The following is a 24,201-nucleotide window of genomic DNA, read 5'->3' on the forward strand; positions in this document are numbered from 1 at the left end:
CCCGCTTCAGCCGTCCCCCGCCCCCCGGCTCAGGCGTCCCGGCGCAGGCCGCGATAGGGGGCGTTGGGCAGTTCGCCCGTGCGCGACAGCAGGATGGCGATGGGGCGCGTGACCCGGAACTTGGCGAAGACCATGGTCGCGATCACCATGATCGGCACCGCCAGGAACAGCCCCGCCGGCCCCCAGATGGCGCCCCACACGGTCAGCGACAGCATGATCACGAAGCTGGACAGGTTCAGCCGGTTGCCCATCAGGCTGGGCACCGCCCATTGCCCGGCGATGAACTGGGTCACGCCCAGGACGGCCGCCAGCAGCATCAGGTCCGACGCGTTCCCGTGCGACAGCGCCGCGAAGCCCACCGGCAGCGCCACCCCGGCCAGCGAGCCGATGGTGGGGATGTAGTTCAGCGCGAAGGCTAGGAACCCCCAAAGCGCCGCCCCCGGCACCCCGAGCCACCAGCAGGCGAGCCCGGTGATGACCCCCACGCCGACGCTGATCACGGTCATCAGCCAGAGGTAGACGCGGGTCTCGACGGCGATGTCGGTCAGCGTCTCCTTCAACTCTTCGGCCTGTTCGGGCGTGCGGGCCAGCGCGTGCAGCTTGGCGGGGAAGAACGGCTCGTCCACCAGCAGGAACATGGTGAAGATCAGCACCAGGGTGACGATGGACAGCGAGCTCTGCATATAGCTCAGCACCGCCTCCAGCCCGCCGACGCCGAGGAAACGCTTCATCAGCGCCTCGGAGGTCAGCTCGTCCTGAAGGCCCATGCCCGAGGCCCAGTACCACAGGTCGAGGAAGAACGGGTTGCCGTAGAGCGTCATGTCCCCGGCGAGCTCCGACAGGGAGGTCGCCACCAGATGGGCCGAAACCGCCAGCGCGCTGAACAGCAGCGCCACGGCGATCACCCGCGCCAGCGCGCGGGGGAGGGCGGCGCCGATGAGGGGAACGCGGGTCAGCGCCTCCGCCAGCGCGTTGATCAGGAACCAGGCCAGGATCGACAGCGCCACGGGCACCGAATAGGCCGCCGTGGCCGACAGGCTCCAGGCCAGAAGCGCGGCGAAGGCCAGCGAGAAGAACGGCCCTGCGGCGAGCGCCGCCCCGAGGCTGCGCGCGGCGCGGGGGCGGCCCAGTCCGACGGGACGGTCCCGGCGCGCCGCGGCCTCGCCGGCGGCGCCGGTCGCCGCGGCCGCCGCGGCGTCGGCCGCGTCGATCCTGGCCTCGGCCGCTTCGTGGGCGGCCTGCGCTTCGGGCGGAACGGGCGCTTCGTGGGGATCGGAGGCGGTCGGGGCCGCGAGCTCGGCGGAGGCGAGGTCGGCCGGGCCCAGTCCGAGCGGGGAGGCGGGGGTCGCCCGCAGGGGCGGCTCCGGGATGTTCGAGGAGGCGGCGGGGTCGATCCCGGCCTCCGGCGGCGTGCCAGGGTGGTTCAGGATGTGGCTCCCGTCGTGCCGGCGGGGGATGTCTCCGCCGCCTCCGGACCGCAGAAGATATCGTGCAGAAGCATCAGGATGCGCGCCGCGCGCGGATCGGCGATGCGGTAAAAGATGGTCTTGCCCTCGCGCCGGTTCTCGACCAGCCCCTCCAGCCGCAGACGCGACAGCTGCTGGGACACGGCGGACTGGCGGGCGCTGATCAGCCGTTCGAGCTCGGTGACCGATTTCTCGCCTTCGACGAGGTGGCAGAGGATGCGCAGCCGCCCCTCATGGGCAAGCGCCTTGAGCAGCGCGGTGGCTTCGTCCGCGTTGGCGTCCATGACGTCCATCGCGCTGGGAGACACGTTGATGCGGGAATCGGCGAGACCTGGGGAGAGGGTCATTTGCAAATCGAACTCTATACTGGATGCGCACGCCCCGCACGATCGTCGCGGAAGAGGGGACGCTGGTTGAAGCGCGCATGCGGGCGGGCTCCGAAAAGACATCGCCTGCGCCTGCGAAGGGTCTGAACCGGCGAGGCGCTGAGGATCGCCCGCCGACGGGTCACGCGTTGCGAGGGGGCGAGAACGAATGGAATGTCGACCCTGCTGCGCTAACTAGCATATCACCCAAAACGGCGCAAAAAAGGCTTGCGCTGCGCGAGGCGCGTTTTTTTGGGAGCCGAAGGGGGGCGAAGGGGGGCGGAGGCGCCCCGGAGCGCATCCGCAGGGGGCGCGGCCGGCGGGGCGCGCCGCGGTCCGACCCGCCCGACCCGCCCGACCCGCCGGACTCGTCTGCGGCGCCGCGCCTCCGCCGTCCCGCGCCGGATCCTGAAGGAGAGATCATGTCGCTTTCGATCGTCATCCCGCTCGTCGTCGCCGCGCTGGCCGCCGCCGCGACCGGGGCGCTGTTCCGGCCCGGAGACTGGTATCACGGCCTGGCGCGGCCGCGCTGGACCCCGCCGGACCTGGCGTTTCCGCTGGTGTGGACGGCGCTATACGCGCTGATGACCTGGGCCGCGCTGCGCCTGGCGGATGCGGCGCTGGCCGGCGGGGAGGACGTGGCGGCCGGGATCTCGCGGGAGATGGCCCTGACCGCGCTCGCCTTTCACGGGCTGCAACTGGTGCTGAACGCCACCTGGTCGCCGCTGTTCTTCGGCGCGCGTCGCCCGGTGGCGGCGCTGGTGGTGGTGGCGGCCCTGTTCTTCGCGGTGGTCGCCGAGATCGGCTTCGCGTTGCGCGCCGACCCGCTCGCGGCGCTGCTGCTCGCGCCCTATCCGATCTGGGTGGCGCTGGCCTTCGCGCTGAACCTGTCGATCTGGCGGAGCAATCCGCCCGAGGCGTTCGGCCGGCCCGACTAGGGCGGAGCGGGCGCTGGGGTAGGGGCGCCGGGGGGAAGGGCGCCTGAATCGCATCCAAATGCCGCGGAATTAGCCAGAGCGATTCGCCGCCGGATATGTTTATTTCCCCTCCCCGGCCCGCGCCCGCGCGCCGGGACAGGCGGCGCGCTCCCGCTTCCGTTCGGATCCCTTCCCGGGTCCGGCCCGACGGATCGACGGGGACGCGGCCGCAACGCAGCCTTGGCGCGGCCCGGTCCCACCTGCGGACCCCGGCGGCCGCCCCTGAGCCACGGAGACGAGGGCCGCATGGACTACGAGGGCTTCTTCCGCTCGGAGATCGACGCGCTTCGCGACGAGGGCGAGTATCGCGTCTTCGCCAATCTCGAGCGTCACGTGGGCGCCTTTCCCCGCGCCACCCGCCGCCGCGACGGCGCGGCGCAGGGGGCCAACGACGATCGCCACGAAGTCACCGTCTGGTGCTCCAACGACTATCTCGGCATGGGCCAGAACGCCGAGGTCCGCGCCGCCATGGTCGACGCGATCGAGACCTGCGGCGCCGGCGCCGGCGGCACCCGCAACATCTCCGGCACCAATGTGCATCACGTGGCGCTGGAGGCCGAGCTCGCCGATCTGCACGGCAAGGAATCGGCGCTGCTGTTCACCTCGGGCTATGTGTCGAACTGGGCGGCGCTGGGCACGCTGGGCTCGCGGCTTCCGGGCTGCGTGATCCTGTCGGACGCGCTCAACCACGCCTCGATGATCGAGGGCATGCGCCATTCGCGCGCCGACAAGCGGATCTGGAAGCACAACGACCCCGAGGACCTGCGCCGGCATCTCGCCGCGCTCGACCCTGCGCGGCCCAAGGTGGTGGCGTTCGAGAGCGTCTATTCCATGGACGGCGACATCGCCCCGATCGCCGAGATCCTCGACGTGGCCGAGGAATTCGGCGCCATGACCTATCTCGACGAGGTTCACGCGGTCGGCCTCTACGGCCCCCGCGGCGGCGGCGTCGCGGAGCGGGAGGGCCTGATGGACCGCCTGACCGTGATCGAGGGCACGCTGGGCAAGGCCTTCGGGGTCATGGGCGGCTATATCGCGGCCTCGACCGCGCTGTGCGACTGGGTGCGCAGCTACGCCTCGGGCTTCATCTTCACCACCTCGCTGCCGCCGGCCGTGGCGGCGGGGGCCTGCGCCTCGATCCGCCATCTCAAGGGCTCGGACGCCGAGCGGATGCGGCAGCGCGCCATGGTCGCCCTGCTGCGCCGGCGGCTGGACCAGATGGGCATTCCGCATCTGCCGAACCCCAGCCACATCGTGCCGGTGATGGTGAAGGACCCGGTGAAGTGCAAGATGATCTCCGACATCCTGCTGGACGACCACGGGATCTATGTGCAGCCGATCAACTATCCCACGGTGCCCCGCGGGACCGAGCGGCTGCGCTTCACCCCCTCGCCCCTGCACACGGAGGCGGATGTGGAGCACCTTGTGCAGTCCCTCCACGCGCTGTGGAGCCAGTGCGCGCTGAGCCGCGCCGTCGCCTGACGCCGCGCGCCGGGGCCGGCCGCCCGAGGCCGCCGGCGGAATTCGGAGCCAGCGACCGGAGACCAGAGCCAGCGATCAAAGCCGGGGGCCTGCGCCATGCGCGGGCCCCTTTCGCGTTTAGGGCGCGGGGTCGGGACGGGGTGTCGGGACGGCGCTGGGAAGGCGTCCGGGCGCGCCTGTCATCGCATTCCGGTGAGGCGCGTGCGACACGGCGGCCCGCGCGCGGGTGTCGCCTCGCCCGACCGGGGGCGCCGGCCTATCTCCAGAGACGGATCCGGCCGGCCGCGCCGCGCGCGCAGCCCGGGACCGAGACCAATGTCGGGGCTCCGCCAGCATCAGGACGGTTGCCCCGCCGGGTCAGGTCCGCGAATTTCGGGTCTGCGTCCGGGGCCGCGTCGCGCGCGCCCCGTCCGCGCATGAGGAAGCCAGGGAGAGCCCGATGAAAGCCACCCATGTCCTGACCGCGCTCGGCCTCGCCGCCGCCGCGGCGCTCGCCGGCCCGGCCGCGCAGGCCGCCGACGCCGCCGCCGGCAAGAAGCTGTTCGCCCGCTGCAAGTCCTGCCACATGATCGCCAATGGCGACGACGTGATCTTCAAGGGCGGCAAAACCGGCCCGAACCTTTACGGCATCGTGGGCCGCCCGGTGGGGGCCGAGGAAGGCTTCCGCTACGGAAAAGGCTTCGAGGAGGCCCGCGAGGCCGGCCTCGTGTGGACCGAGGAGGACGTGGCCGCCTACATCACCGACCCGACCGCCTGGATCCGGGAGAAGACGGGCGACCCGAGGGCGCGTTCCAACATGTCGTTCAAGCTGCGCCGCGGGGCCGACGACGTGGCCGCCTACCTCGCCAGCGTCGCCGAGTAAGCCGCCGGGGCGCGCCGGACGCGGCTCGCCCCGGCGCCGTGCGCGCCCGGCCCGATGCCGGCGCCGGCGCGCCCGGGGGATCGCTCGCGACGGCGGGGGCGCCGGCTCCGCGGCCCGCCGCGGGGCGGTGCCCGTGACATTCGGGGGATGACCTGGACGACGCCGGCGGCGCCCGCCCGCCCGGCCTTCAGGCCCGCCCGCCCGGCCCTCAGGCCCGGCTGCGGCCGGCGCCGCCGGCGGGGCGCGGGTCTTCGGGGCCGTCGACTTCCTCTGGGGCGTTGGGCCGGGGGCCGACGCGCTGCTGACGCACTCGGTCCTGCTGGTCCGCGGGATAGGCCGACAGCGGCGGCGGACCGCCCCAGAGCGCCCGCATGATCACGTCCTGCGCGATGGGCGAGGCCGCCGACGACCCGCCCCCGCCATGCTCCACCACCACCGAGACCGCATAGCGCGGCGCGTCATAGGGCGCGAAGCTGACGAACAGCGCATGGTCCCGCCGTTCCCAGGGCAGGTCCTCGTTGCGGATCACGCCCGCCGCGCGCTCGGCCGCCGTGATCCGGCGCACCTGGCTGGTGCCCGACTTGCCGGCCATGGCCAGGCCCTCGGCCATGATCCGCGCCCGCCGCGCGGTGCCGCGCCGGTCGTTGACCACCGCCCACATCCCCTCGCGCACCATGCGCAGATGCGCGCCGTTGACGTCGAGCGGCGGCGGCGTCGGGTCGGGCAGGGGGCGGCCCGCCTCGCCGCGCACCAGCCGAGGGCTGACCGCGCGGCCCGTCGCGATCCGCGCCGTCATCACCGCCAGATGCAGCGGCGAGGCCAGCACATAGCCCTGGCCGATCCCGGCGTTGAGCGTGTCGCCGATCAGCCATGACTGGTCGTAGCTCGCCCGCTTCCAGTCGCGGGTCGGGGCCACGCCCTCGGCCACCACCGGCAGGGGCAGGTCATGGCGCACGCCCACCCCCAGCCGATGCGCCATGTCCGAGATCGCGTCGACCCCGACCCGCCGCGCGATTTCGTAGAAATACACGTCGCAGGACTGGGCCAGCGCGTCGCGAAGGGTCATCTGCCCATGCCCGCCCCGGCTCCAGCAATGGAAATAGCGGTCCCCCAGTTTGTAGCGGCCGTTGCAGAAGATCTTTTCGACATTGTCGACGACCCCCGCCTCCAGCGCCGCCAGCGCCACCACCATCTTGAAGGTGGAGCCCGGCGGGTAGAGCCCCGAGACGGTCTTGTTGGACAGCGGCCGGTAGGGGTCGTCCATCAGCCCCCGCCAGTTCCTGGTGGAGATGCCGAAGACGAACTGGTTGGGCTCGAACCCCGGCGAGGACGCGCAGGCCAACAGGTCCCCGGTGGTCACGTCCATCGCCACCACGGCCGCGCTCTCGCCGTTCAGCCGGTCCATGGCGTAGCGTTGCAGCTCCAGGTCGACGGTCAGCTGAAGGTCGGCGCCCGGCGCGCCTTCCTCCCGGGTCAGCTCGCGCACCTTGCGGCCGCGGGCGTTGACCTCGATCCGGCTGAGCCCGGCATGGCCGCGCAGCGTGTCCTCGCGCCGCGTCTCCACCCCCGACTTGCCGATGTGGAAATCGGGGATCTGGAACAGCGGCGTGCGGCCTTCGTCGGCGATCAGCTCCTTCTCCGACACGCGGCCCACATAGCCCACCACATGGGCCATCGACAGGCCCTCGGGGTAGTAGCGGGTCAGGCCCACCTCGACGTCGATGCCGGGCAGGGCGGGGGCGTTGGCGTTGACGCGGGCGAAATCCTCCCAGTCCAGATGCTCGGTCACCGTCACCGGCACGAAGGAGGACTTGCGGCGGATGTCGCGCAGCACCCGCTCGCGCTCATGCGGCTCGATCCGGATCAGGCGGCCCAGCCGGTCGAGCGTGTCCTCCACATCCCCGGCCTGCTCGCGGATCAGGACCACGCGGTAGTTCTGGGAGTTCACCGCCAGCGGCGCGCCGTTGCGGTCGAAGATCTGGCCGCGGGCGGGGGGGAGGAGGCGGATGTTGATCCGGTTCTCCTCGGCCAGCAGGCGGTAGCGCTGGGCGTCCTCGACCTGCAGCGCGCGCATCCGCCAGGCGAGCGCGCCCATGATCCCGGCCTGGGCGCCGAGCAGCAGCAGCCCCCGGCGGGTCAGCCGAAGGGAGCGGACGGGGGGCGGGCGCCAGCGGCTCATGCCTCGCTCTCCCGCGGGGAGGCGCCGAGGCGCAGGACATAGCGCAGGAAGCCCGCGATCAAGGGAATGGCGAGCGCCGTGGTCGCCACATGGGGGGCGAGCGCCATGGGCGAGGGCGGCTGCGCGAAGGTCAGCGCCATCATCAGCCATTGCAGGCCGACCGCGGCGGCGTAGACCAGCGCCGCCGCCGCCCAGTCGCCGAGCAGGGAGCGGGGGGCGGGGGTCGCCCGGGCGCGCAGGCGCAGCATCTCGGTCCCCAGCAGCAGCGACAGGGCCCCGGCGCCCAGCGGCCCGCCCAGCAGGGCGTCGCGGGTCAGGGTCAGGGCGAAGACCAGCAGCATCGGCGTGGCCTCGGGTCGGCGCAGGGCGAAGAAACTGAGCACGCACCAGAACAGGTCGGGCATCGGCGCGTCGGGCAGGGGGGCCAGCGGCGCGAGCTGGGCCATCAGCGCGGCCAGCGCGCCGAGCAGCAGCACCAGCACCTCCGCCGCCCGGCGAAAGGCCGCGCCCGGTCCGGCGGCGCCGCCGCTCATGGTCTCGTCCCCGGCGCCGCGCCCGCGCCCGCGCCGGGGGCGGGGGCGGAGAAACCGGGCGTCAGGGAGGGCGTCAGGAACGGGATCGTCGCCGCGCCCGGCGGCGGCGCCGGACGGGCCTCGGGACGGGCCTCGGGACCGGGACGGGCGTCAGGACCGGGGGCGCCCCCGCCGTCGGGCGCCGCGTCCGGCCCGCTTTCGGGCCCCGTCTCGTCCAGCGGTCCGCCGCGATGGATCAGCCCGCCCGGCTGGTCGATGGACGTGTCGGGCCGATAGCGCAGCACCCGCACGAATTCCAGCCGCTCCAGGTCCGCGGCCAGGCGGGTGCGCGGCGACCCGTCGGGCCCGGCGATGACCAGGCCGATGGAAAGCTCGGGCGGGAACACCTCGCCGTCGCCCGAGGTCACCACCCGGTCGCCGGGGCGCACCTCGTCGGGGTCTTCGAGAAAGTCGAGCCGGGGCGCGGGGCCGCCGTCGCCCGACAGGATCGCGCGGCGCCCCGAGGGCCGGATCAGCACCGGGATGCGCGAGGAATAGTCCGTCAGGTAGAGGATCCGCGCCGCCCGGCGGCCCAGCCCCACGACCCGCCCCGCCAGCCCGGCGCCGTCCATCACCGCGGCCCCGTCCATGACCCCGTCGCGCCGGCCCACATTGATCAGCCCGGTGGCGAGGAACGGCCCGCCCGAATCCCCGATCACCTCGCCGGTCACGAAACCCAGCGAGGGCGACAGCCGCACGTTGTTGAGCGCGCGCAGGCGGGCGTTCTCCTGCTCCAGCGCCAGCGCGCTTTCGCGCCAGGCGCGCAGGCGCTGGATTTCGAGGCGCAGGGCCTCGTTCTGCTCGTAGACGCGCACGAAGTTCTCGAAATCCGCGACCATGGCCGACAGGAAGTCGAGCGGCCCGCCGACCCGCTCGATCACCGGCTGGAGACCGTCGACGACGCTCATGCGGATGCGGTCGACGCGCGGGTTGTCGAGCCGCCAGAAGGCGAAGACGGCGAGCAGGAACAGGCAGAGCACCAGCAGCAGGATGCGCCGCAGCGCCCGCGCTGCTCCGCCTTCCGCGATGCCGTCATCCCTGGCCATGGCCGTCGTTCACCGTCCGTGTGGTTGCGTCCGCGCCGCCGTTCCCGGTCGTTCCGCGTCGGGTCGTGCCGCGTCGGGCCGTTCCGTGTCGGGCCGCCCGTGGCGCATGGTTTCAGCGTCGAGGGGTCGACGTCTGGCGAAGGTCAACGCGGGCGTCCCGTCTCGCCCCGATCCACGGCCCGGAAGCCGTCAGACTGACCCTCGCGCCCAATCGGGTCAACGCCTTGACCGCCGGTCGGCCGGGGCGCGGACCGTGCCGCCCGCCCGCCTCTCCGCCGCCGCGCGGGTGGCGGCCGGCGCCGGCGCGCGGGAGACAGCGGCGCGCGGGTCGGGGCGCCGGCTCCCGTCCCCCGCATCCTGTCCACCGCATCGCGTCCCCCGCATCCTGCCCGCCGCAAGCGGTCCGCGGCCTCAGGTCTTGTAGTTGAGGATGTGGATCAGGTCCTTCTCGTGCTCCAGCGCCTTGCCGGTGCCCAGCGCCACGCAGCTCAGCGGCTCTTCGGCGGTGGTGATCGCCAGGCCCGTCTGCTCGCGCAGCGCGAGGTCGAGATCGCCCAGCAGCGCCCCGCCGCCGGTCAGCATCACGCCGCGATCCACGATATCCGCGGCCAGGTCCGGCGGAGTCGCCTCCAGCGCCGACATCACGGCTTCCTTGATGTTCATCACCGGTTCGGCCAGCGCCTCGGCGATCTGGGCCTGGGTGACCTCGATCTCCTTGGGAATGCCGTTGAGCAGGTCGCGGCCCCGGATCTCGATGGAGCGGCCGCGGCCGTCCTCGGGCGGGCGGGCGGTGCCGATGGTGCACTTGATGCGCTCCGCCGTCGCCTCGCCGATCAGGATGTTCTGCTGGCGGCGCAGGTAGGAGATGATCGCCTCGTCCATCTTGTCGCCGCCCACCCGGATCGAGCGCGCATAGACGATGTCGCCCAGCGACAGCACCGCGACTTCGGTGGTGCCGCCGCCGATGTCCACGACCATGGAGCCGGTGGCCTCGGTGATCGGCATGCCGGCGCCGATGGCCGCGGCGATGGGCTCGGGGATCAGGGCGGCCTTGCGGGCGCCGGCGGCCATCACGCTCTCGCGGATCGCGCGTTCCTCGACCGGGGTCGCGCCGTAGGGCACGCAGACGATGATCTTGGGCGAGGCGAAGGAGCCGCGCCGATGCACCTTGCGGATGAAGTGCTTGATCATCTCCTCGGCCACGTCGAAATCGGCGATGACCCCGTCGCGCATGGGCCGGATCGCCTGGATCGAGCCGGGCGTGCGCCCGAGCATCAGCTTGGCGTCCTCGCCGACCGCGAGCACCTCCTTCTTGCCGTTCTTGGTGGCGAAGGCGACGACGGAAGGTTCGTTCAGCACGATGCCGCGCCCCTTCACATAGACGAGGGTGTTCGCGGTTCCGAGATCGATGGCCATGTCGGCCGAGAACATCCCGAAGAGGCTGTTCAGCATCATGCCTGTCCTTGCGTGCGGCCGCGCGGCCCGGGCGGCCCCGGTAGCGGGGTCTCGTTGGAATGCGACTCGGCCGGAGTTCGGCGGAAAATATGGGGGCGGAGCCGACAAGCCAACCCCGCCCGTGCCGGGCGCGTCCTGCGGGAGACCCGCGGCCGCACCGTGCGCTCTTTTCGCCCCCCCCGCCATGCCCGCCCCTTGGCGGCGCGACGATTTTTCGACAGCGGCGGCGGACGGGGTTCGGGGGGCGGGGGCGGACCCCGCGGCGAATGCGGCCCGGGGCGGGACCGGGCGCCCCGCGGCGGGTCGTCGCTGTCTTGGCGCGGGGCGTCCGACGGCGGCTTTCGGGGCCGTCGCGCGCGTCTTTCGCGGCAGGGGCGGGCAGGGCTTTTCGGCTGCGCGCGGGGGCCGGTCGTCTCCGGGGTCGGAAGCGGGCCGCGGGGCTTGCGCGCCCAGACCCTTCGCGCCATCGTGAACCCCGAAAGACGCCCCGCTCCCTCAAGCCGCCCCCCCAAGCCGCCCCCCCGAACGCTTCCCGAACCGCCGGAGACCGATGCTGGACGCCGCCCGAGCCTTGCAGGAGACCGCGGAGCGCACGGCGCCCGCCGCCGGCCCGGCCCCCCTGCGCCGCGCCGCGCCCGATCAGCTCCAGCCGCGGGCCGAGGGCGAGGGCCGCGTCGCCGTGCGCGTCGCCCGCGGTCGGACGCGCCTGCGGGACCTCTATCAGCGCGGCTCCGCCAAGATCCTGCTGCCCGCCACCGCCGGCCCCGCCTTCGAGGCGGTGGTGCTCAACACCGCCGGCGGGTTGACCGGGGGCGATCGCTTCGAGTGGCGGGCGGAGGCGGCGGAGGGCGCGTCCCTCGCCCTCTCCACCCAGGCCGCGGAGCGGGTCTACCGCGCCCAGCCGGGGCTCGAAGCGCGGGTGGTCACGCGGCTCCATGCGGGGCCGGGCGCGACGCTGGACTGGCTGCCGCAGGAGACGATCCTGTTCGACGGCGGCGCCCTGCGCCGGCGGCTTGAGATCGACCTGGACCCGACGGCCGCCTTCACCGGGATCGAGCCGCTGATCCTCGGCCGCGCCGCCATGGGGGAGACGGTGCGCGAGGCCGCCTTCCGCGACCAGTGGCGCCTGCGCATCGGCGGAGAGCTGGTCTGGGCCGACGCCCTGCGCCTGGTCGGCCCGGTGGCCGAAATCGCCGCGCGCCCCGCCTGTTTCGGCGAGGGCATCGCCGCGGCGGCCATGGTCCACGCCGCCCCCGGCGCCCCCGCCCGGCTGGGAGAGCTGCGCGCCCTGCTGGCGGGGCATGACGGCGTGGAGGCCGCGGCCTCCGCCCTGGACGGTCTTCTGACCGCCCGTTTCGTCGCCCGCGACGGCCGCGCGCTGCGCCGCGCGCTCATCGCCGTTCTCGGCCGTTTCCGCGCCGGCCCCTTGCCGCGCGTCTGGACCCTGTGAGGAGCCGCCCATGAACCTGACCCCGCGCGAAAAGGACAAGCTCCTGGTGTCGCTCGCCGCCATGGTGGCCCGAGGCCGGCTGGCCCGGGGCGTCAAGCTCAACCACCCGGAGGCCATCGCCCTGATCACCGATTACGTGGTCGAGGGCGCGCGCGACGGGCGTTCGGTCGCCGACCTGATGGAGGCCGGCGCCGGGGTCGTCGCGGCCGAACAGTGCATGGAGGGCATCCCCGAGATGATCCACGAAGTTCAGGTCGAGGCCACCTTTCCCGACGGCACCAAGCTGGTGACCGTCCACCACCCGATCCGCTGATCCCTACCCTTCCGCCCCCCCTCACGCCGCGCCGGCGCGGGGGGGGCGTTTCCATCCCGTGACGCAGACCCATCCAGGAGACCTCCCTTCATGATCACCCGCGCCGCCGCCGCCCTTTCCGCCTCCGCCATGGGCTTCGTCCCCGCCGCGGCCTTCGCCCATGCCGGGCCCGAGGGTCACGCCCACCCCCATGGCATCGAGGTCGTGGCGCTCGCCGCCATCGCGGTGGCCGCCATCTGGGCCGCCCGGAGGGCGCTGCGGTGATCCCCGGAGAGCTCTTCCCCGCCGCGGGCGAGATCGAGCTCAACGCCGGCGCGGAGACGGTGAGCCTCACCGTCTCCAACACCGGCGACCGCCCAGTCCAGGTCGGCTCGCATTACCATTTCGCCGAGACCAACCCCGCGCTCGACTTCGACCGCGAGGCGGCGCGGGGCATGCGGCTCGACATTCCCGCGGGCACTGCGGTGCGTTTCGAGCCGGGCCAGTCCCGCGACGTGATCCTGACGCCCTTCGGCGGCGCCCGGCAGGTCTGGGGGTTCAACCAGAAGGTCATGGGGGCGCTCTGAGTCATGGGAATTCCCGCCTCTCGCGCCCCGCGGGGCGTCGCGCCCGCGCCTGACCATCCCGTCGCCCGTGGACGGCGCCGGGCCGTGGCGATCGGCCGGCGACTTGGCAGGGCGCGGCGGCGCGTGCCGGGGCCGGCGGCATGACCTCGGTGCTCGCGCTGGCGCTGATGGCCGCGATGGCCTGGTACGGCCCGCATCTGGGCCTGCGCCTGTTCGGCGGCCGCAAGGGCGTGCTGATCGGGGGGCTGGGCGCGCTGGCGCTGGCGCCGGCGGTGGGCTTCGGCCTCGCCATCGTGATGTCGCGCTTCAACGGACGCCCGCTGCACACCGAGTTCGAGGCCACCATGAACGCCTGGGGCCTGGCGCTGTTCGCCACCGGCGCGGTCTGCCTGCAGCTTATCCGCCGGGTCCGCCGCGAGCAGCCGTCGCGCAAGTCTCCGGGGCCGTGGCCGGGCCCTTCGCAGTCCGCCTCGGGCGATTCCCATGGCGGCGCCGACGGGACTGCCGGAGGGGATGCTGGAGGGGATTCGGGGGGGGACGGGGATTGAGGGCGGCCGCGGCCGCCCCCCGTCCCGGTCTCGACCGCGCCTCAGTGCGGGTCGGGCAGCGGCGGCAGCGTGCGCAGGAAGGCGACGATCGCCGCCGCGTCGTCATCCGTCATCCGAGCGTAATAGCCGTAGCCCATGGGCGGAGCCATGGCCTCGCCGTCCGGGCGCCGGCCCTGCCGGATCATGGCGTCGATCTCGGCGTCGGTATATCCGGCCAGCCCGTCCTCGTGCGCGGTCAGGTTGGCCGAGACGCTGACGCCCCAGGGCCCGTGCCATTCGTTGCCGCCGGCGCCCAGATGGGTGTCCATCATCGGCCCCTGCGGCCCGAACGTGGTGTGGCACTCGGTGCAATGGGCGACGGGCCCGGCCAGGTAGGCGCCGTATTCGGCGGTCGGTCCCGGCGCCGGCGCCGTCACGCCGGAGACCGGCGGGCCGTAGCTGGGCGGCAGCGGGATGTTGTATTCGGATTTCGGCGTCGTCCCCTCGACCGCCGGCACGGTGCGCAGATAGGCGACCATGGCGTCGAGATCCGCGTCCGACAGCCCGCGATAGAGCATGATCGGCATCGGCGGGCCGATGATGGTCCCGTCGGGGCGGAGGCCCTCGCGGATCGCCTTGCGGAGCTGGTCATCGGTCCAGGCGCCGACGCCGTCGGTCTCATGCGGCGTGATGTTGGGCGCGTAGGCGGTGAAGGCCGGGTTCTTCTCCACCAGCCGGCCGCCGAGATCCCGGGACATGTCCGGCCCCTGCGGGCCGAACGGCGTGTGGCAATTGCCGCATGCGGCGACCACGTTCACCAGGTATGCGCCGCGTTCGAGCTGGGTTTCGGCCCGGGCCGCGCCGGCGGCCGCGGCCGCGGCGACGGCGCTGACGGCCAATGCCTGACGGATATTCACTTTACGCACCTCTTTCCCTACGCGCGGCGACATTCCGCTGCGTCATGGGGATGTTACGTCGGGGCGCCGCGGCGCGTCGATGAGAAATGTCACGCCCGGGCCGGCGTTCGGGCGGAGGCGCCCGCCCCCGCTCCTGCCGCCCATTCCGCCCTGTCCGCCGCCCATTCCGCCGCCCGCGCCGCGCGTCCCCGCGCCGCCTGACCTCCGGAGACCCGCCATGCCCGCCCGCATTTCCCGTCCCGACTACGCCGCCATGTTCGGCCCCACCACCGGCGACCGGCTGCGGCTGGCCGACACCGACCTGGTGATCGAGGTCGAGCGCGACCTGACCACCTATGGCGAGGAGGTGAAGTTCGGCGGCGGCAAGGTGATCCGCGACGGCATGGGGCAGAGCCAGGTGACGCGGGCCGGCGGCTCGGCCGACACGGTGATCACCAACGCGCTGATCGTGGACCATTCGGGGATCTACAAGGCCGATGTGGGGCTGCGCGACGGGCGCATCGCGGCCATCGGCAAGGCCGGCAATCCGGACGTGCAGTCGGGCGTGGACATCATCATCGGCCCGGGCACCGAGGTCATCGCGGGCGAGGGCCGCATCCTCACCGCCGGCGGCTTCGACAGCCATATCCACTTCATCTGCCCCCAGCAGATCGACGACGCCCTGCATTCGGGCGTGACCACGCTGCTGGGCGGCGGCACCGGGCCGGCGCATGGCACGCTGGCCACCACCTGCACGCCGGGCCCCTGGCATATCGGGCGGATGCTTCAGGCGCTGGACGGCTTCCCGATCAATTTCGGGATCTCGGGCAAGGGCAACGCCAGCCGGCCCGAGGCGCTGGTGGAGATGGTCGACGCCGGCGCATGCGCGATGAAACTGCACGAGGACTGGGGCACCACGCCCGGCGCCATCGACTGCTGCCTGTCGGTGGCCGACGACATGGACGTGCAGGTGATGATCCACACCGACACGTTGAATGAGTCAGGCTTCGTCGAGAACACGCTCGCCGCCATCAAGGGCCGCACCATCCACGCCTTCCACACCGAAGGCGCGGGCGGCGGCCACGCCCCCGACATCATCAAGGTCTGCGGCGAGCCGCACGTGATCCCGTCCTCGACCAACCCCACGCGGCCGTTCACGAAGAACACCATCGACGAGCATCTGGACATGCTGATGGTCTGCCATCACCTGTCCAAGTCGATCCCCGAGGACGTGGCCTTCGCCGAAAGCCGCATCCGGCGCGAGACCATCGCGGCGGAGGACATCCTGCACGACATGGGCGCGTTCTCGATCATCGCCTCGGACAGCCAGGCGATGGGGCGGATCGGCGAGGTGCTGATCCGCACCTGGCAGACCGCGCACAAGATGAAGGTGCAGCGCGGTCGCCTGCCGGAGGAGACGGGCGACAACGACAACGTGCGGGTGAAGCGCTATATCGCCAAATACACCATCAACCCGGCGGTCACGCACGGCATGTCGCGGGAGATCGGCTCGGTCGAGGTCGGCAAGCGCGCCGACCTGGTGCTGTGGTCGCCGGCCTTCTTCGGGGTGAAGCCGGAGATGACGCTGGTGGGCGGCACCATCGCCTGCGCGCAGATGGGCGACCCCAACGCCTCGATCCCGACGCCGCAGCCGGTCTATTCGCGGCCGATGTTCGGCGCCTTCGGGGTGTCGCAGTCGCGGGGCTCGGTCACTTTCGTGTCGGAGGCGGCGCAGGCGGCGGGGATCGGGGCCGCGCTGGGGCTGAGCAAGGACACGGTGGCGGTGAAGGGCACGCGCGGGATCGGCAAGGCCGACATGCGCCTGAACGACCACTGCCCGCGGATCGAGGTCCACCCCGAGACCTACGAGGTCCGCGCCGACGGCGTCCTGCTGACCTGCGAGCCGGCGGAAGTGCTGCCGATGGCGCAGCGGTATTTCATGTTCTGAGAGCGCCGCCGCGGCGGAGGGCGGGGCCGAAACGGGGGGCTGGGCGCGGGTCGAAACGGGGCCTTCGGTTCCCCTCATCGCTCGCCCCCGCCGCGAAAAGCGCCATATCCGAAGCTGCGGCGCCCGTTCTGCGTCGCGGGTGAGGAGCGCGCATGTCCAAGGACCACCACCACGACGACCATGACGAAGAGGTGCACCTGGACGCCGAAGGCCAGCGTCAGGTCGAGGCGCATTCGGACGCGCCGGCCGAGGTCGTCTACGAAGCCATTCGCCGACAGGGCATCCACGAGATCGGCCGGCCGGCCAGCGCGCTGTGGTGGTCGGGCTTCGCCGCGGGGCTGACCATCAGCCTGTCGGTGCTGGCGGAGGGCATCCTGCGGGTCTCCCTGCCTGATGAGCCCTGGCGGCCGCTGGTCTCGTGCTTCGGCTACTCCATCGGCTTTCTCATCGTGGTGCAGGCGCGGATGCAGCTGTTCACCGAGAACACCATCACGCCGATCCTGCCGCTGTTCCTCGCCCCCGGTCTGCACGCGCTGGGGCGCACCGCGCGGCTCTGGGCCATCGTGCTGGTCGCGAACCTGGCGGGCTGCGCGGCGGCGGCGGCGGCGATGACGGGGCTGGAGATGGTCCCGGCCGACCTGTTCCGCGGCGCGCTGGAGATCGCCCGGTCCTATGCCAGCCATACTCCGTGGGAGCAGTTCGTGCGCGGCGTGCCGGCGGGGTTCCTGGTCGCGGCCATGGTCTGGATCCTGCCGCGGCACGAGGGCTCGGGCTCCATCCTCATCGTGGTCATCGTGACCTGGCTGATCGGGGTCGGGGAGATGTCGCATGTGGTCGTCGGCTCGACCAAGCTGTTCATGCTGGCGATGCTGGGCGAGATGGACCTGCGGAGCGCGCTGATGGATCACACGCTGCCCGCGCTGGCCGGCAACGTCATCGGCGGCACCGGCATTTTCGCCGCGCTGACCTTCGCGCAGGTCCGCGAGGAGGTCTGAGCCCGCCCCGCCCCCCGCTCGACGCGGCGGGGGCGGGGCGGGGGCGGCCGGATCAGCCCCGCGGCAGCTGCTTCAGCTTCAGGCGGGTGATCTGGTTGCGCCGCCGCTCGATCACCTCGAAGCGGACCCCGTGGAAGGAGAAGATCTGGCCGGCCGAGGGGATCGTCTGCGCCTCGTGGATCACCAGGCCGGCGACGGTGTTGGCCTCGTCGTCGGGCAGGCTCCATTCGGTCGCGCGGTTGAAATCGCGGATGGTCGTGGAGCCGTCCACCAGCAGCGAGCCGTCGGGCAGGCGGGTCAGCCCGTCCACTTCCGAGTCATGCTCGTCCGCGATGTCGCCGACGATCTCCTCGAGGATGTCCTCCAGCGTGATCAGCCCCTGAAGCGTCCCGTATTCGTCCACCACCAGCGCGAAATGCGAGCGGCGCTTGAGGAAGGCCCGCAACTGCTCGTCCAGCGAGGTGGTGTCGGGCACGAACCACGGCTCCATCGCCAGGCCGATGATGTCGAGGTCGCGCACCCCGCGCCAGCCGTCGGGCGTCGCCTCGGTCAGCTTGTGCACGGCGCGCAGCAGGTCCTTGGCGTGGATCACGCCGACGATGTTCTCCGGGTCGTCCTTCCAGATCGGGATGCGGGTATGGGTGGACTGGAGGCAGTAGGCGAGGATCTCGTCCGCGGGCAGGCTGGCGTCGATGGTCTCCAGCTGGCGACGATGGCGCATGACCTCGGCCACCTCGCGCTCGCCCAGGTCGAGCGCGGCGAGCAGCCGGTCCCGGTCGTCCTTCTGCACCGCGCCCTCGAAATGGTGCAGGTCGATGGCGCCGCGGATCTCGTCCAGCGCCAGCACATGGGTCTCCGGGTCCATGTCGACGCCGAAGATCCGCAGGAACAGCCGCACCGCCCGGGTGATCGTGGCCACCACGGGCGCGAAGATCCGCACGATCACCGAGATCGGGCGGGAGACCAGCGTCGCCGCCCGCTCAGGCGCCGAGATGGCGTAGTTCTTGGGCGCGATCTCCGAGAACACCACCACCAGCGCGGTCATCGCGAGGGTGGCGACGGCCACGCCGCTCTCGCCCACCAGGATCGTGAAGAACATGGTGGCCAGCGATGTGCCAAGGATGTTGGCGAGGTTGTTGCCCAGAAGGATCGCGCCGATGAGCCGTTCTCCGTCCTCCTTGAGCGCCAGCGCCGAGGCCGCCCCGCGCGAGCCGCGATCGGCCAGTCCGTGCAGCTTGGCGCGGGAGGCGGCGGTGAGCGCGGTTTCGGAGCCGGAGAAGAAGGCCGAGACCACCAGCAGGATGATGATCGCGACGCCGAGCCAGATCGCTTCGGCCGGGGCGCCGAGCAGGGTGGCGCCGGCCGGGGCCGGATCCGCGCCGGTCGCCGCCGCGCCCCCCGCATCCGCGCCTGCATCCGACTGGGCGGAGGCGGCGAAGAGCTGCCCGAACCAGGCGGAGGCGCGGTCGATGAGGGTGAAATCGGCGGCGGCGGCGGCGCTCCGGGCGATCTCGGCGCCAGGGGTCGCGGCGGTGTCGGCGGAGGTCGCGGCGTCAGGCGTCACGGGGCTCGGCGCTCCTTGCATGGGGGACGGTCGCTCCCTCTTATGGGGCTCCGGCGGGGTGCGGACAAGGGCGCGGGACGCGCGGGAAGGGGCGGCATGACGGCCGGATCGACGGGATACGGGGACGCGGCGGCGGCGGATGGGACGATGCGCCCGCGGCCGGGACGCGTGGCGGATTGGGGCGGGATCGAGGGGCCGGCGGTGCTGTTCGGCGGGCCGTGCTCCAACCTTCAGGCCACGCGGGCGCTGCTGGACGCGGCGGGCGACGCGACGCTGATCTGCACCGGCGACCTCGCCGCCTATTGCGGGGATCCGGGCGCGACGGCGGCGGCGGTCCGGGCCTCGGGCGCGCGGGTCATCGCGGGGAACATGGAGCGGTCGCTGGCCGAAGGCGGGGCCGATTGCGGCTGCGGTTTCGACGAAGGCGCGGCCTGCGCGGTGATGGCCGACGCCTGGTTCGCCCATGCGGATCGCGGGATCGACGCGAAGGCTAGGGCCTGGATGGAAAGCCTGCCGGACCTCGCCGTCTTCCGCCATGCCGGGCGGCGCTGGGCGGTGATCCATGGCGGCGGCACGGCGGTGAACCGGTTCCTCTGGGCCTCGACGCCCGAGGCGGAGCTCGCCGCGGAATGGGCGGCGGTGGAGGCGCTGACCGGCCCGGTGGAGGGCGTGATCTCCGGCCATTCGGGGATCGGCTGGGCGCGGGAGGTCGCGGGCCGGCCCTGGATCAACGCCGGCGCCATCGGCCTGCCGCCGAATGACGGCGACCCCCGGGTGGAATACGCGGTGCTGGAGGGCGGGCGGGCGCGCCTGCGCCGCCTCGCCTACGACCACGCCTCCGCCGTGGCGGCGATGCGGGGGGCGGGCTTGACGCAGGGCTATGAGCGTTGCCTGGAGACCGGGTTCTGGCCATCGCAGGACATGCTCCCCCCCGGTCTGCGCCGGGCCGCGGAGGCGGGCGCATGAGCGCGCCGACCTGCCTTTCGATCCAGTCCGCGGTGGTGGCGGGGCATGTGGGCCACGGGGCGTCCTCCTTCGCGCTGGGGGCGTCGGGGGTGGAGGTCTGGCCGCTGCCCACCGTCACCCTGTCGGGCCACGCCCGCACGCCCGGCGTGAAGGGCCGCCGCGCCACGGGGGCGGAGATCGCGGCCCTGGGCGAGGGGCTGGCGGCGGGCGGGGCGCTGGCGCGCTGCGATGGGCTGCTGACCGGCTATCTCGGCACGGCGGAGGCGGCGGAGGCGGTCGCCGACATCGCCGAGGCGCTGCGGGCGGCGCGGCCCGGCGCGATCGTGCTGTGCGATCCGGTGCTGGGGGACGAGGGGCCGGGGCTGTATCTGCCGCCCGAGATCGGGACGGTCTATCGCGAACGCCTGCTGCCGCTGGCCGATATCGCGGTCCCCAACCGGTTCGAGCTGGGCTGGCTGACGGGCCTGCCCTGCGGCGACCTGGCGGAGACGCGGGCGGCGGCGGAGGCGTTGCGGGCGACGGGGCCGGGCGTGGTCCATGTGACTTCGGTCCCCGGGCCGGAGGGCGGGCTCGGCATTCTCACCGTCACCGGGCAGGGCGCCGGGCAGGGCGCCTGGCTGGCCACGGCGCCGCGGGCGGATCTGCATGTGAACGGCGCGGGGGATTTCGTGGCGGCCCTGCTGATGGCCGGCGCCCTGACGGGCCGGCCGGCGCAGGAGGCCGCGGCCCGCGCCGTCGGCGCCGCGCATGTCCTGGCGGTCGAGGCGCTGCGCACGGGCCGCGACGACCTGCCGGTGATCGCCGCGCAGGCGGCGTGGCGGGACGCGGCGCCGGCGCGCTCCGTCCCGTTGGGCTGACCCCGCCCGGCCCGCTCAGTCGGCGGCGTCGGGGTGGAACAGTTGCTGGCCGTCGCGCCGATAGGCGGCGATGGCGTCCTGTCCGGCGGGGGAGAGGAGCCAGGCTTCCAGGGCCTCGGCCTCCGCCGCCCGGACATTCGGGCAGCGCTCCGGGTTCACGCGGATCACGCCGTAGGGGTTGAACAGCGCCGGGTCGCCCTCGGCCACGATCCGGTGCCCGGCCTTGTTGGCGAAGGCCACCCAGGTCGCCCGGTCGGTCAGCGCGTAGGCGTCCATGCCCACGGCCAGGTTCAGCGTCGCGCCCATGCCCGAACCGGTCTCCCGATACCAGGTTCCGGAGGCGGCGGCGGCGTCGATCCCCGCGGCCGTCCAGAGCGCGCGCTCCTTGGCATGGGTGCCGCTTTCGTCCCCGCGGGAGGCGAAGGGCGCCGCGGCGCGGGCGATGGCGGTCAGGGCGGCGGCGGCGTCGGGCGTCCCGGCCGCGCCGGCAGGGTCGTCCGCGGGCCCCACGATGACGAAATCATTGTGCATCAGGGCGTGACGGGCGAGGCCATGGCCCTCGGCCACGAACGTCTCCTCCGCCGCCCTGGCGTGGACCACCAGCAGGTCGCCGTCGCAGTTGCGCGCGTTCTTCAGCGCCTGTCCGGTGCCCACCGCGACCACGCGGGCCTGAATGCCGGTCGCCGCCTCGAACTGCGGAAGAATGGCGTCGTAGAGCCCGGAATTGGCGGTGGAGGTGGTGGATTGCACCAGCACGAAGCGCTCGGCGGCGGCTGCGGGCAGGGCGACGAGCGCGACGAGGGCGGCCGCGAGGGTGAGGCGGGACATCGGATACTCCGGAGCTCAGATCAGCAGGCGGCCGTCGAGATAGGCGCGCGCGGCGGGCGTCTCGGGCCGGTCCAGGAAAGCGGCGGCGGGCGCCGTCTCCACGTCCCGGCCGCGATGCATGAAGATGATGCGGTCGGCCATGCGCGCGGCCTGGCCGGGGTCGTGGGTGACGAGGACCACTTCGGTCGCCTCCTCGGCCACCCTGGCGGCCAGCCGCTCGATCGCGGCGGTGGAGCGGGGGTCGAGGCTGGCGGTGGGCTCGTCCAGCAGCAGCAGGCGGGGGCGCACGGCCAGCGCGCGGACCAGCGCCAGCCGCTGCGCCTCCCCGCCCGACAGCGCGCGGGCGGGCTGGTCGGCCAGCCCTTCCAGCGCGCCGAGGCCGAGCAGTTCCGCCACCCGTCCCGGACGCTCGCGCCGCGGCACCCGGGCGGCGCGGAGCGCGTGGTCGAGATTGGCGCGGACCGAACGGCGCAGCAGCACCGGGCGCTGGAAGACGAGGCTGGTGGCGATGGCGATGGAGCGCACCTGGCCCAGATCCGGGCGCACCAGCCCGGCCATGACCCGCAGCGACAGGCTTTTCCCGGCCCCGTTCGGCCCCATCAGCGCGGTGATCCCGTGGCCGGGCAGGCGCAGGGTCAGCCCGTCGAGCAGCCGCCGCCCGCCGCGCAGCAGCACCACGCCCTCCAGCGTCGGGGCGGGTTCGGGCAGGGTCGGGATCGCGGGCGCGTCGGATGTCTCGCCGGGGGCGCGGCGGCCGGGAAAGGGGAGGATGCGATCGCCCTCGGTCATCGGCGGGGCGCTCCCGCAGGGGAGAGGCGGCGGGGGTCAGGCATGGGCCGGCCCCTCCGCCCGGTTGCGCAGCAGGGCGACGGCGCCGTGGATCAGCGCCGACAGCGCCACCAGCACGGCGCCGAGCGCCAGCGCCAGCGCCAGTTCGCCCTTCGAGGTCTCCAGCGCGATGGCGGTGGTCATCACGCGGGTGGCATGGGCGATGTTGCCGCCCACGATCATCACCGCGCCCACCTCCGCCAGCGCCCGCCCGAAGCCGGCCAGCGCCGCGGTGGTCAGGGCGAAGCGCGCATCGACCAGCAGCGTGCCCAGCGCGAACATCCGTCCGGCGTTCATCGAGCGCAGCAGCTCGTCGTATTCGTCATGCAGGGCGGCGACGGTCTCCCGCGTCAGGGCGGCGACGATGGGCAGGACCAGCAGGGTCTGGGCGATGACCATGGCGGTGGGGGTGTAGAGCAGCCCCAGCGGCCCCAGCGGCCCGGAGGCCGAGAGCATCAGGTAGACCGCCAGCCCCGCCACCACCGGCGGCAGGCCCATCAGCGCCGAGATCATGGCCGCGAGCAGCCCGCGTCCGGGGAAGCGCGCCACCGCCAGCAGGGCGCCCAGCGGCATGCCCAGCGCGCAGGCGGTGACCGTGGCGCCGAGGCTCACCGCCAGCGACAGCCCGACGATCCCGGTCAGTTCGGGGTCGAGCGCCGCCAGCAGGCCGAAGGCCGCCGACACCGCTCCCGAAAACCCGTCCATCCGCGTCTCCACCCGCCCGGGGCCGGCGGCCGGCGGGGCGCGCCGGTCCGTCCCGCCTCCGGGTCTTTTTCCTCCCGCGCCTCCCGCGCCTTCGCGCCTCCCGCGTCTCGGGGGGGGGGCGGCCCGCAAGCGCGGATCTCGCCGACCCTGCGCCCGCCGACCCTGGGCCCGCCGCGCCGCGCCCGCAAGCGGACCCGCGACCCGTCGCGCGCCGTTCCCGACCCGCGCACGGCCCGATGACGCGAAGACGAACGCCGCGCCCCGCGCCCGGTGAGCGGGGGCGGAGCCGTCGCGTCATCGCCTCGCGGTCCGCGCCCCCGGCAACGGGGGGGGCGAGGGTCAGGGCATCAGGGCCAGCACGTAGCCGGGCAGGGCGAAGGCGGCCTGGTGCACCTCCGGCGTATAGTATCGGGGGGTGATTGCGGCTTTCTTGAAGCGCGCGCGCAGGGTCGCGAGCGAGGTCTGGCGCGCCTCCCCGTCCGTGCCCCAGCCGAAGGCCATCGGCCCGCCGGCATAGGAGGGGACGGTGGCCATGAAGCAGGTGCCCTCGGCGAACAGCGCCTTGAAGGCCCGCATGGTGTTGGTCAGCTCGTCGCCCTGAAGGAAGGGCACGCCGTTCTGGGTGACGAGGATGCCGCCCGGGTTCAGGATGCGTTTGGCATGGCCGTAGAAGGTGTCGGTGAACAGCACCTCGCCCGGTCCGATCGGGTCGGTGCTGTCGACGATGATGACGTCGTAGCCCTCGCCCTCCGCCACGTCGCGGCGCACGAATTCGGCGCCGTCGGCGATCACCAGCTCCAGCCGCGCGTCGTCGAAGGCCCCGTCGGAGATGGCGGGCAGGTAGGTCTTGGAGAACTCCACCACGCCGGCGTCGATCTCGACCATGGTCACATGCTCGACCGAGGCGTGGCGCAGCGCCTCGCGGGCCATGCCGCCGTCGCCGCCGCCGATGATCAGCACGCGGCGCGCCGCGCCATGGGCGAGGATCGGCGTGTGGGTCAGCATCTCGTGGTAGATGAACTCGTCGCCCTCGGTCACCTGCACCACGCCGTCCAGCGTCATGATCCGCCCGAAGGTCGGGTTGCGGAACACGCGGATGCGCTGGTGCTCGGTCTCCGAGTCATAGAGCAGGGCGGTCTCGCGCAGGGCCTGGGCGTGATCCTCATGCAGGGTCTCGACGGTCCAGCCGGGGATATCGCGAAAATCGGACATGTGCGGGCTCCTGCGCTCTGACGTTAGGGGTGGACCTAGCCAAGGGGGGCGCGGGACGCAACCGGAACCGGGCTGGAACCGGGCTGGAACCGGGATTCGGAAGGGGCGGGACCGGGGCTCGACGCATGCGCGGCGCAGGATT

Annotated in this window: 24 protein-coding genes; 12 read left to right on the top strand and 12 right to left on the bottom strand. The window is 73.2% G+C overall.

What is annotated here, in order from left to right; translation table 11 throughout:
* Window positions 1-29: 29 nt before the first annotated feature.
* Window positions 30-1,481, bottom strand: a complete 1,452-nt coding sequence (locus tag BLV24_RS01795) for an AI-2E family transporter (RefSeq protein ID WP_218133349.1) — start codon at window positions 1,479-1,481, stop codon at window positions 30-32.
* Window positions 1,424-1,813: an ArsR/SmtB family transcription factor gene (locus tag BLV24_RS01800; protein ID WP_092679423.1), complete on the bottom strand. Its 390-nt coding sequence runs from the start codon at window positions 1,811-1,813 to the stop codon at window positions 1,424-1,426. Before BLV24_RS01800 ends, BLV24_RS01795 begins: the two co-directional genes overlap by 58 nt.
* A 440-nt stretch (window positions 1,814-2,253) precedes the next feature.
* Between BLV24_RS01800 and BLV24_RS01805 the strand changes: the two genes are divergently transcribed.
* From BLV24_RS01805 to BLV24_RS01815, 3 genes are all read left to right on the top strand, one after another.
* Window positions 2,254-2,769 carry a TspO/MBR family protein gene (locus tag BLV24_RS01805; protein WP_218133325.1) on the top strand — a complete coding sequence of 172 codons (516 nt, stop codon included), beginning with the start codon at window positions 2,254-2,256 and terminating at the stop codon, window positions 2,767-2,769.
* A gap of 285 nt (window positions 2,770-3,054) precedes the next feature.
* The gene (gene hemA / locus BLV24_RS01810) at window positions 3,055-4,290 is read left to right on the top strand and encodes a 5-aminolevulinate synthase (RefSeq protein WP_092679424.1); all 1,236 of its coding nucleotides are present in this window, start codon (window positions 3,055-3,057) and stop codon (window positions 4,288-4,290) included.
* Window positions 4,291-4,729: 439 nt separating this feature from the next.
* Entirely contained in the window at window positions 4,730-5,152 is a 423-nt protein-coding gene (locus tag BLV24_RS01815; RefSeq protein ID WP_092679425.1) for a c-type cytochrome, read from the top strand.
* Between the two features lie 208 nt (window positions 5,153-5,360).
* Here BLV24_RS01815 and mrdA read toward each other — a convergent pair whose 3' ends face one another.
* From mrdA to BLV24_RS01835, 4 genes are all read right to left on the bottom strand, one after another.
* A complete protein-coding gene (gene mrdA / locus BLV24_RS01820) occupies window positions 5,361-7,331 on the bottom strand; it encodes a penicillin-binding protein 2 (RefSeq protein ID WP_092679426.1) in 1,971 nt (656 codons plus the stop codon).
* Complete coding sequence (locus BLV24_RS01825) at window positions 7,328-7,864, bottom strand: hypothetical protein (RefSeq protein ID WP_092679427.1); 537 nt, start codon at window positions 7,862-7,864, stop codon at window positions 7,328-7,330. The genes mrdA and BLV24_RS01825 overlap by 4 nt, the downstream gene beginning before the upstream one ends.
* Window positions 7,861-8,949, bottom strand: a complete 1,089-nt coding sequence (gene mreC / locus BLV24_RS01830; RefSeq protein ID WP_092679428.1) for a rod shape-determining protein MreC — start codon at window positions 8,947-8,949, stop codon at window positions 7,861-7,863. The genes BLV24_RS01825 and mreC overlap by 4 nt, the downstream gene beginning before the upstream one ends.
* 411 nt (window positions 8,950-9,360) lie before the next feature.
* Entirely contained in the window at window positions 9,361-10,401 is a 1,041-nt protein-coding gene (locus BLV24_RS01835) for a rod shape-determining protein (protein ID WP_218133326.1), read from the bottom strand.
* A gap of 553 nt (window positions 10,402-10,954) precedes the next feature.
* On the opposite strand from BLV24_RS01835, the gene BLV24_RS01840 reads away from it, so the two are divergent.
* The 5 genes from BLV24_RS01840 to BLV24_RS01855 all read left to right on the top strand — a co-directional run bounded on the left by BLV24_RS01840 (window position 10,955) and on the right by BLV24_RS01855 (window position 13,281).
* Window positions 10,955-11,854: an urease accessory protein UreD gene (locus BLV24_RS01840; protein ID WP_092679430.1), complete on the top strand. Its 900-nt coding sequence runs from the start codon at window positions 10,955-10,957 to the stop codon at window positions 11,852-11,854.
* 10 nt (window positions 11,855-11,864) lie between these two features.
* Entirely contained in the window at window positions 11,865-12,167 is a 303-nt protein-coding gene (locus BLV24_RS01845) for an urease subunit gamma (protein WP_092679431.1), read from the top strand.
* A 90-nt stretch (window positions 12,168-12,257) separates the two neighbouring features.
* Window positions 12,258-12,431: a hypothetical protein gene (locus BLV24_RS21860; protein ID WP_176954588.1), complete on the top strand. Its 174-nt coding sequence runs from the start codon at window positions 12,258-12,260 to the stop codon at window positions 12,429-12,431.
* Window positions 12,428-12,733 (top strand): urease subunit beta, encoded by a 306-nt coding sequence (locus BLV24_RS01850; RefSeq protein ID WP_092679432.1) that lies wholly within the window; start codon window positions 12,428-12,430, stop codon window positions 12,731-12,733. Before BLV24_RS21860 ends, BLV24_RS01850 begins: the two co-directional genes overlap by 4 nt.
* Window positions 12,734-12,873: 140 nt before the next feature.
* Entirely contained in the window at window positions 12,874-13,281 is a 408-nt protein-coding gene (locus BLV24_RS01855) for a hypothetical protein (RefSeq protein ID WP_092679433.1), read from the top strand.
* Between the two features lie 41 nt (window positions 13,282-13,322).
* On the opposite strand, the gene BLV24_RS01860 is transcribed toward BLV24_RS01855, so the two are convergent.
* Complete coding sequence (locus BLV24_RS01860) at window positions 13,323-14,177, bottom strand: c-type cytochrome (RefSeq protein ID WP_245710332.1); 855 nt, start codon at window positions 14,175-14,177, stop codon at window positions 13,323-13,325.
* A 217-nt stretch (window positions 14,178-14,394) separates the two neighbouring features.
* On the opposite strand from BLV24_RS01860, the gene ureC reads away from it, so the two are divergent.
* Together ureC and BLV24_RS01870 are read left to right on the top strand one after the other, a co-directional pair.
* Entirely contained in the window at window positions 14,395-16,104 is a 1,710-nt protein-coding gene (gene ureC, locus BLV24_RS01865) for an urease subunit alpha (protein ID WP_092679435.1), read from the top strand.
* Between the two features lie 152 nt (window positions 16,105-16,256).
* Window positions 16,257-17,099 (top strand): formate/nitrite transporter family protein, encoded by an 843-nt coding sequence (locus BLV24_RS01870; RefSeq protein ID WP_092679436.1) that lies wholly within the window; start codon window positions 16,257-16,259, stop codon window positions 17,097-17,099.
* A gap of 52 nt (window positions 17,100-17,151) precedes the next feature.
* Here the strand turns inward: BLV24_RS01870 and BLV24_RS01875 are convergent, their stop codons facing one another.
* Window positions 17,152-18,450 (bottom strand): HlyC/CorC family transporter, encoded by a 1,299-nt coding sequence (locus tag BLV24_RS01875; RefSeq protein ID WP_245710403.1) that lies wholly within the window; start codon window positions 18,448-18,450, stop codon window positions 17,152-17,154.
* Window positions 18,451-18,759: 309 nt separating this feature from the next.
* Here BLV24_RS01875 and BLV24_RS01880 point away from each other — a divergent pair, with 309 nt between their 5' ends.
* Window positions 18,760-19,629: a metallophosphoesterase family protein gene (locus tag BLV24_RS01880; protein ID WP_245710333.1), complete on the top strand. Its 870-nt coding sequence runs from the start codon at window positions 18,760-18,762 to the stop codon at window positions 19,627-19,629.
* Entirely contained in the window at window positions 19,626-20,486 is an 861-nt protein-coding gene (gene pdxY, locus BLV24_RS01885) for a pyridoxal kinase (RefSeq protein WP_092679438.1), read from the top strand. Before BLV24_RS01880 ends, pdxY begins: the two co-directional genes overlap by 4 nt.
* 15 nt (window positions 20,487-20,501) lie before the next feature.
* Here pdxY and BLV24_RS01890 read toward each other — a convergent pair whose 3' ends face one another.
* The 4 genes from BLV24_RS01890 to speE form a co-directional block, all read right to left on the bottom strand.
* On the bottom strand, window positions 20,502-21,314 hold the full coding sequence (locus tag BLV24_RS01890) for an ABC transporter substrate-binding protein (protein ID WP_092679439.1): 813 nt from the start codon (window positions 21,312-21,314) through the stop codon (window positions 20,502-20,504).
* 15 nt (window positions 21,315-21,329) lie between these two features.
* Window positions 21,330-22,103 (bottom strand): ATP-binding cassette domain-containing protein, encoded by a 774-nt coding sequence (locus tag BLV24_RS01895; protein WP_092679440.1) that lies wholly within the window; start codon window positions 22,101-22,103, stop codon window positions 21,330-21,332.
* 36 nt (window positions 22,104-22,139) lie between these two features.
* Window positions 22,140-22,847 carry an ABC transporter permease gene (locus BLV24_RS01900; protein WP_092679441.1) on the bottom strand — a complete coding sequence of 236 codons (708 nt, stop codon included), beginning with the start codon at window positions 22,845-22,847 and terminating at the stop codon, window positions 22,140-22,142.
* A 339-nt stretch (window positions 22,848-23,186) separates the two neighbouring features.
* Window positions 23,187-24,059 carry a polyamine aminopropyltransferase gene (gene speE, locus BLV24_RS01905; RefSeq protein WP_092679442.1) on the bottom strand — a complete coding sequence of 291 codons (873 nt, stop codon included), beginning with the start codon at window positions 24,057-24,059 and terminating at the stop codon, window positions 23,187-23,189.
* Window positions 24,060-24,201: the final 142 nt, after the last annotated feature.

Source organism: Albimonas donghaensis (assembly GCF_900106695.1).
GTDB lineage: Bacteria > Pseudomonadota > Alphaproteobacteria > Rhodobacterales > Rhodobacteraceae > Albimonas > Albimonas donghaensis.

What these genes read in the sequence shown, in the direction of transcription:
- pdxY (WP_092679438.1), top strand. Translation starts at nt 19,626, where the DNA reads ATGAGCGCGCCGACCTGCCTTTCGATCCAGTCCGCGGTGGTGGCGGGG.
- speE (WP_092679442.1), bottom strand. Translation starts at nt 24,059, where the DNA reads ATGTCCGATTTTCGCGATATCCCCGGCTGGACCGTCGAGACCCTGCAT.
- BLV24_RS01880 (WP_245710333.1), top strand. Translation starts at nt 18,760, where the DNA reads ATGACGGCCGGATCGACGGGATACGGGGACGCGGCGGCGGCGGATGGG.
- ureC (WP_092679435.1), top strand. Translation starts at nt 14,395, where the DNA reads ATGCCCGCCCGCATTTCCCGTCCCGACTACGCCGCCATGTTCGGCCCC.
- BLV24_RS01835 (WP_218133326.1), bottom strand. Translation starts at nt 10,401, where the DNA reads ATGCTGAACAGCCTCTTCGGGATGTTCTCGGCCGACATGGCCATCGAT.
- BLV24_RS01900 (WP_092679441.1), bottom strand. Translation starts at nt 22,847, where the DNA reads ATGGACGGGTTTTCGGGAGCGGTGTCGGCGGCCTTCGGCCTGCTGGCG.
- BLV24_RS01840 (WP_092679430.1), top strand. Translation starts at nt 10,955, where the DNA reads ATGCTGGACGCCGCCCGAGCCTTGCAGGAGACCGCGGAGCGCACGGCG.
- BLV24_RS01895 (WP_092679440.1), bottom strand. Translation starts at nt 22,103, where the DNA reads ATGACCGAGGGCGATCGCATCCTCCCCTTTCCCGGCCGCCGCGCCCCC.
- BLV24_RS21860 (WP_176954588.1), top strand. Translation starts at nt 12,258, where the DNA reads ATGATCACCCGCGCCGCCGCCGCCCTTTCCGCCTCCGCCATGGGCTTC.
- BLV24_RS01890 (WP_092679439.1), bottom strand. Translation starts at nt 21,314, where the DNA reads ATGTCCCGCCTCACCCTCGCGGCCGCCCTCGTCGCGCTCGTCGCCCTG.
- BLV24_RS01805 (WP_218133325.1), top strand. Translation starts at nt 2,254, where the DNA reads ATGTCGCTTTCGATCGTCATCCCGCTCGTCGTCGCCGCGCTGGCCGCC.
- hemA (WP_092679424.1), top strand. Translation starts at nt 3,055, where the DNA reads ATGGACTACGAGGGCTTCTTCCGCTCGGAGATCGACGCGCTTCGCGAC.
- mrdA (WP_092679426.1), bottom strand. Translation starts at nt 7,331, where the DNA reads ATGAGCCGCTGGCGCCCGCCCCCCGTCCGCTCCCTTCGGCTGACCCGC.
- BLV24_RS01825 (WP_092679427.1), bottom strand. Translation starts at nt 7,864, where the DNA reads ATGAGCGGCGGCGCCGCCGGACCGGGCGCGGCCTTTCGCCGGGCGGCG.
- BLV24_RS01855 (WP_092679433.1), top strand. Translation starts at nt 12,874, where the DNA reads ATGACCTCGGTGCTCGCGCTGGCGCTGATGGCCGCGATGGCCTGGTAC.
- mreC (WP_092679428.1), bottom strand. Translation starts at nt 8,949, where the DNA reads ATGGCCAGGGATGACGGCATCGCGGAAGGCGGAGCAGCGCGGGCGCTG.
- BLV24_RS01800 (WP_092679423.1), bottom strand. Translation starts at nt 1,813, where the DNA reads ATGACCCTCTCCCCAGGTCTCGCCGATTCCCGCATCAACGTGTCTCCC.
- BLV24_RS01870 (WP_092679436.1), top strand. Translation starts at nt 16,257, where the DNA reads ATGTCCAAGGACCACCACCACGACGACCATGACGAAGAGGTGCACCTG.
- BLV24_RS01815 (WP_092679425.1), top strand. Translation starts at nt 4,730, where the DNA reads ATGAAAGCCACCCATGTCCTGACCGCGCTCGGCCTCGCCGCCGCCGCG.
- BLV24_RS01845 (WP_092679431.1), top strand. Translation starts at nt 11,865, where the DNA reads ATGAACCTGACCCCGCGCGAAAAGGACAAGCTCCTGGTGTCGCTCGCC.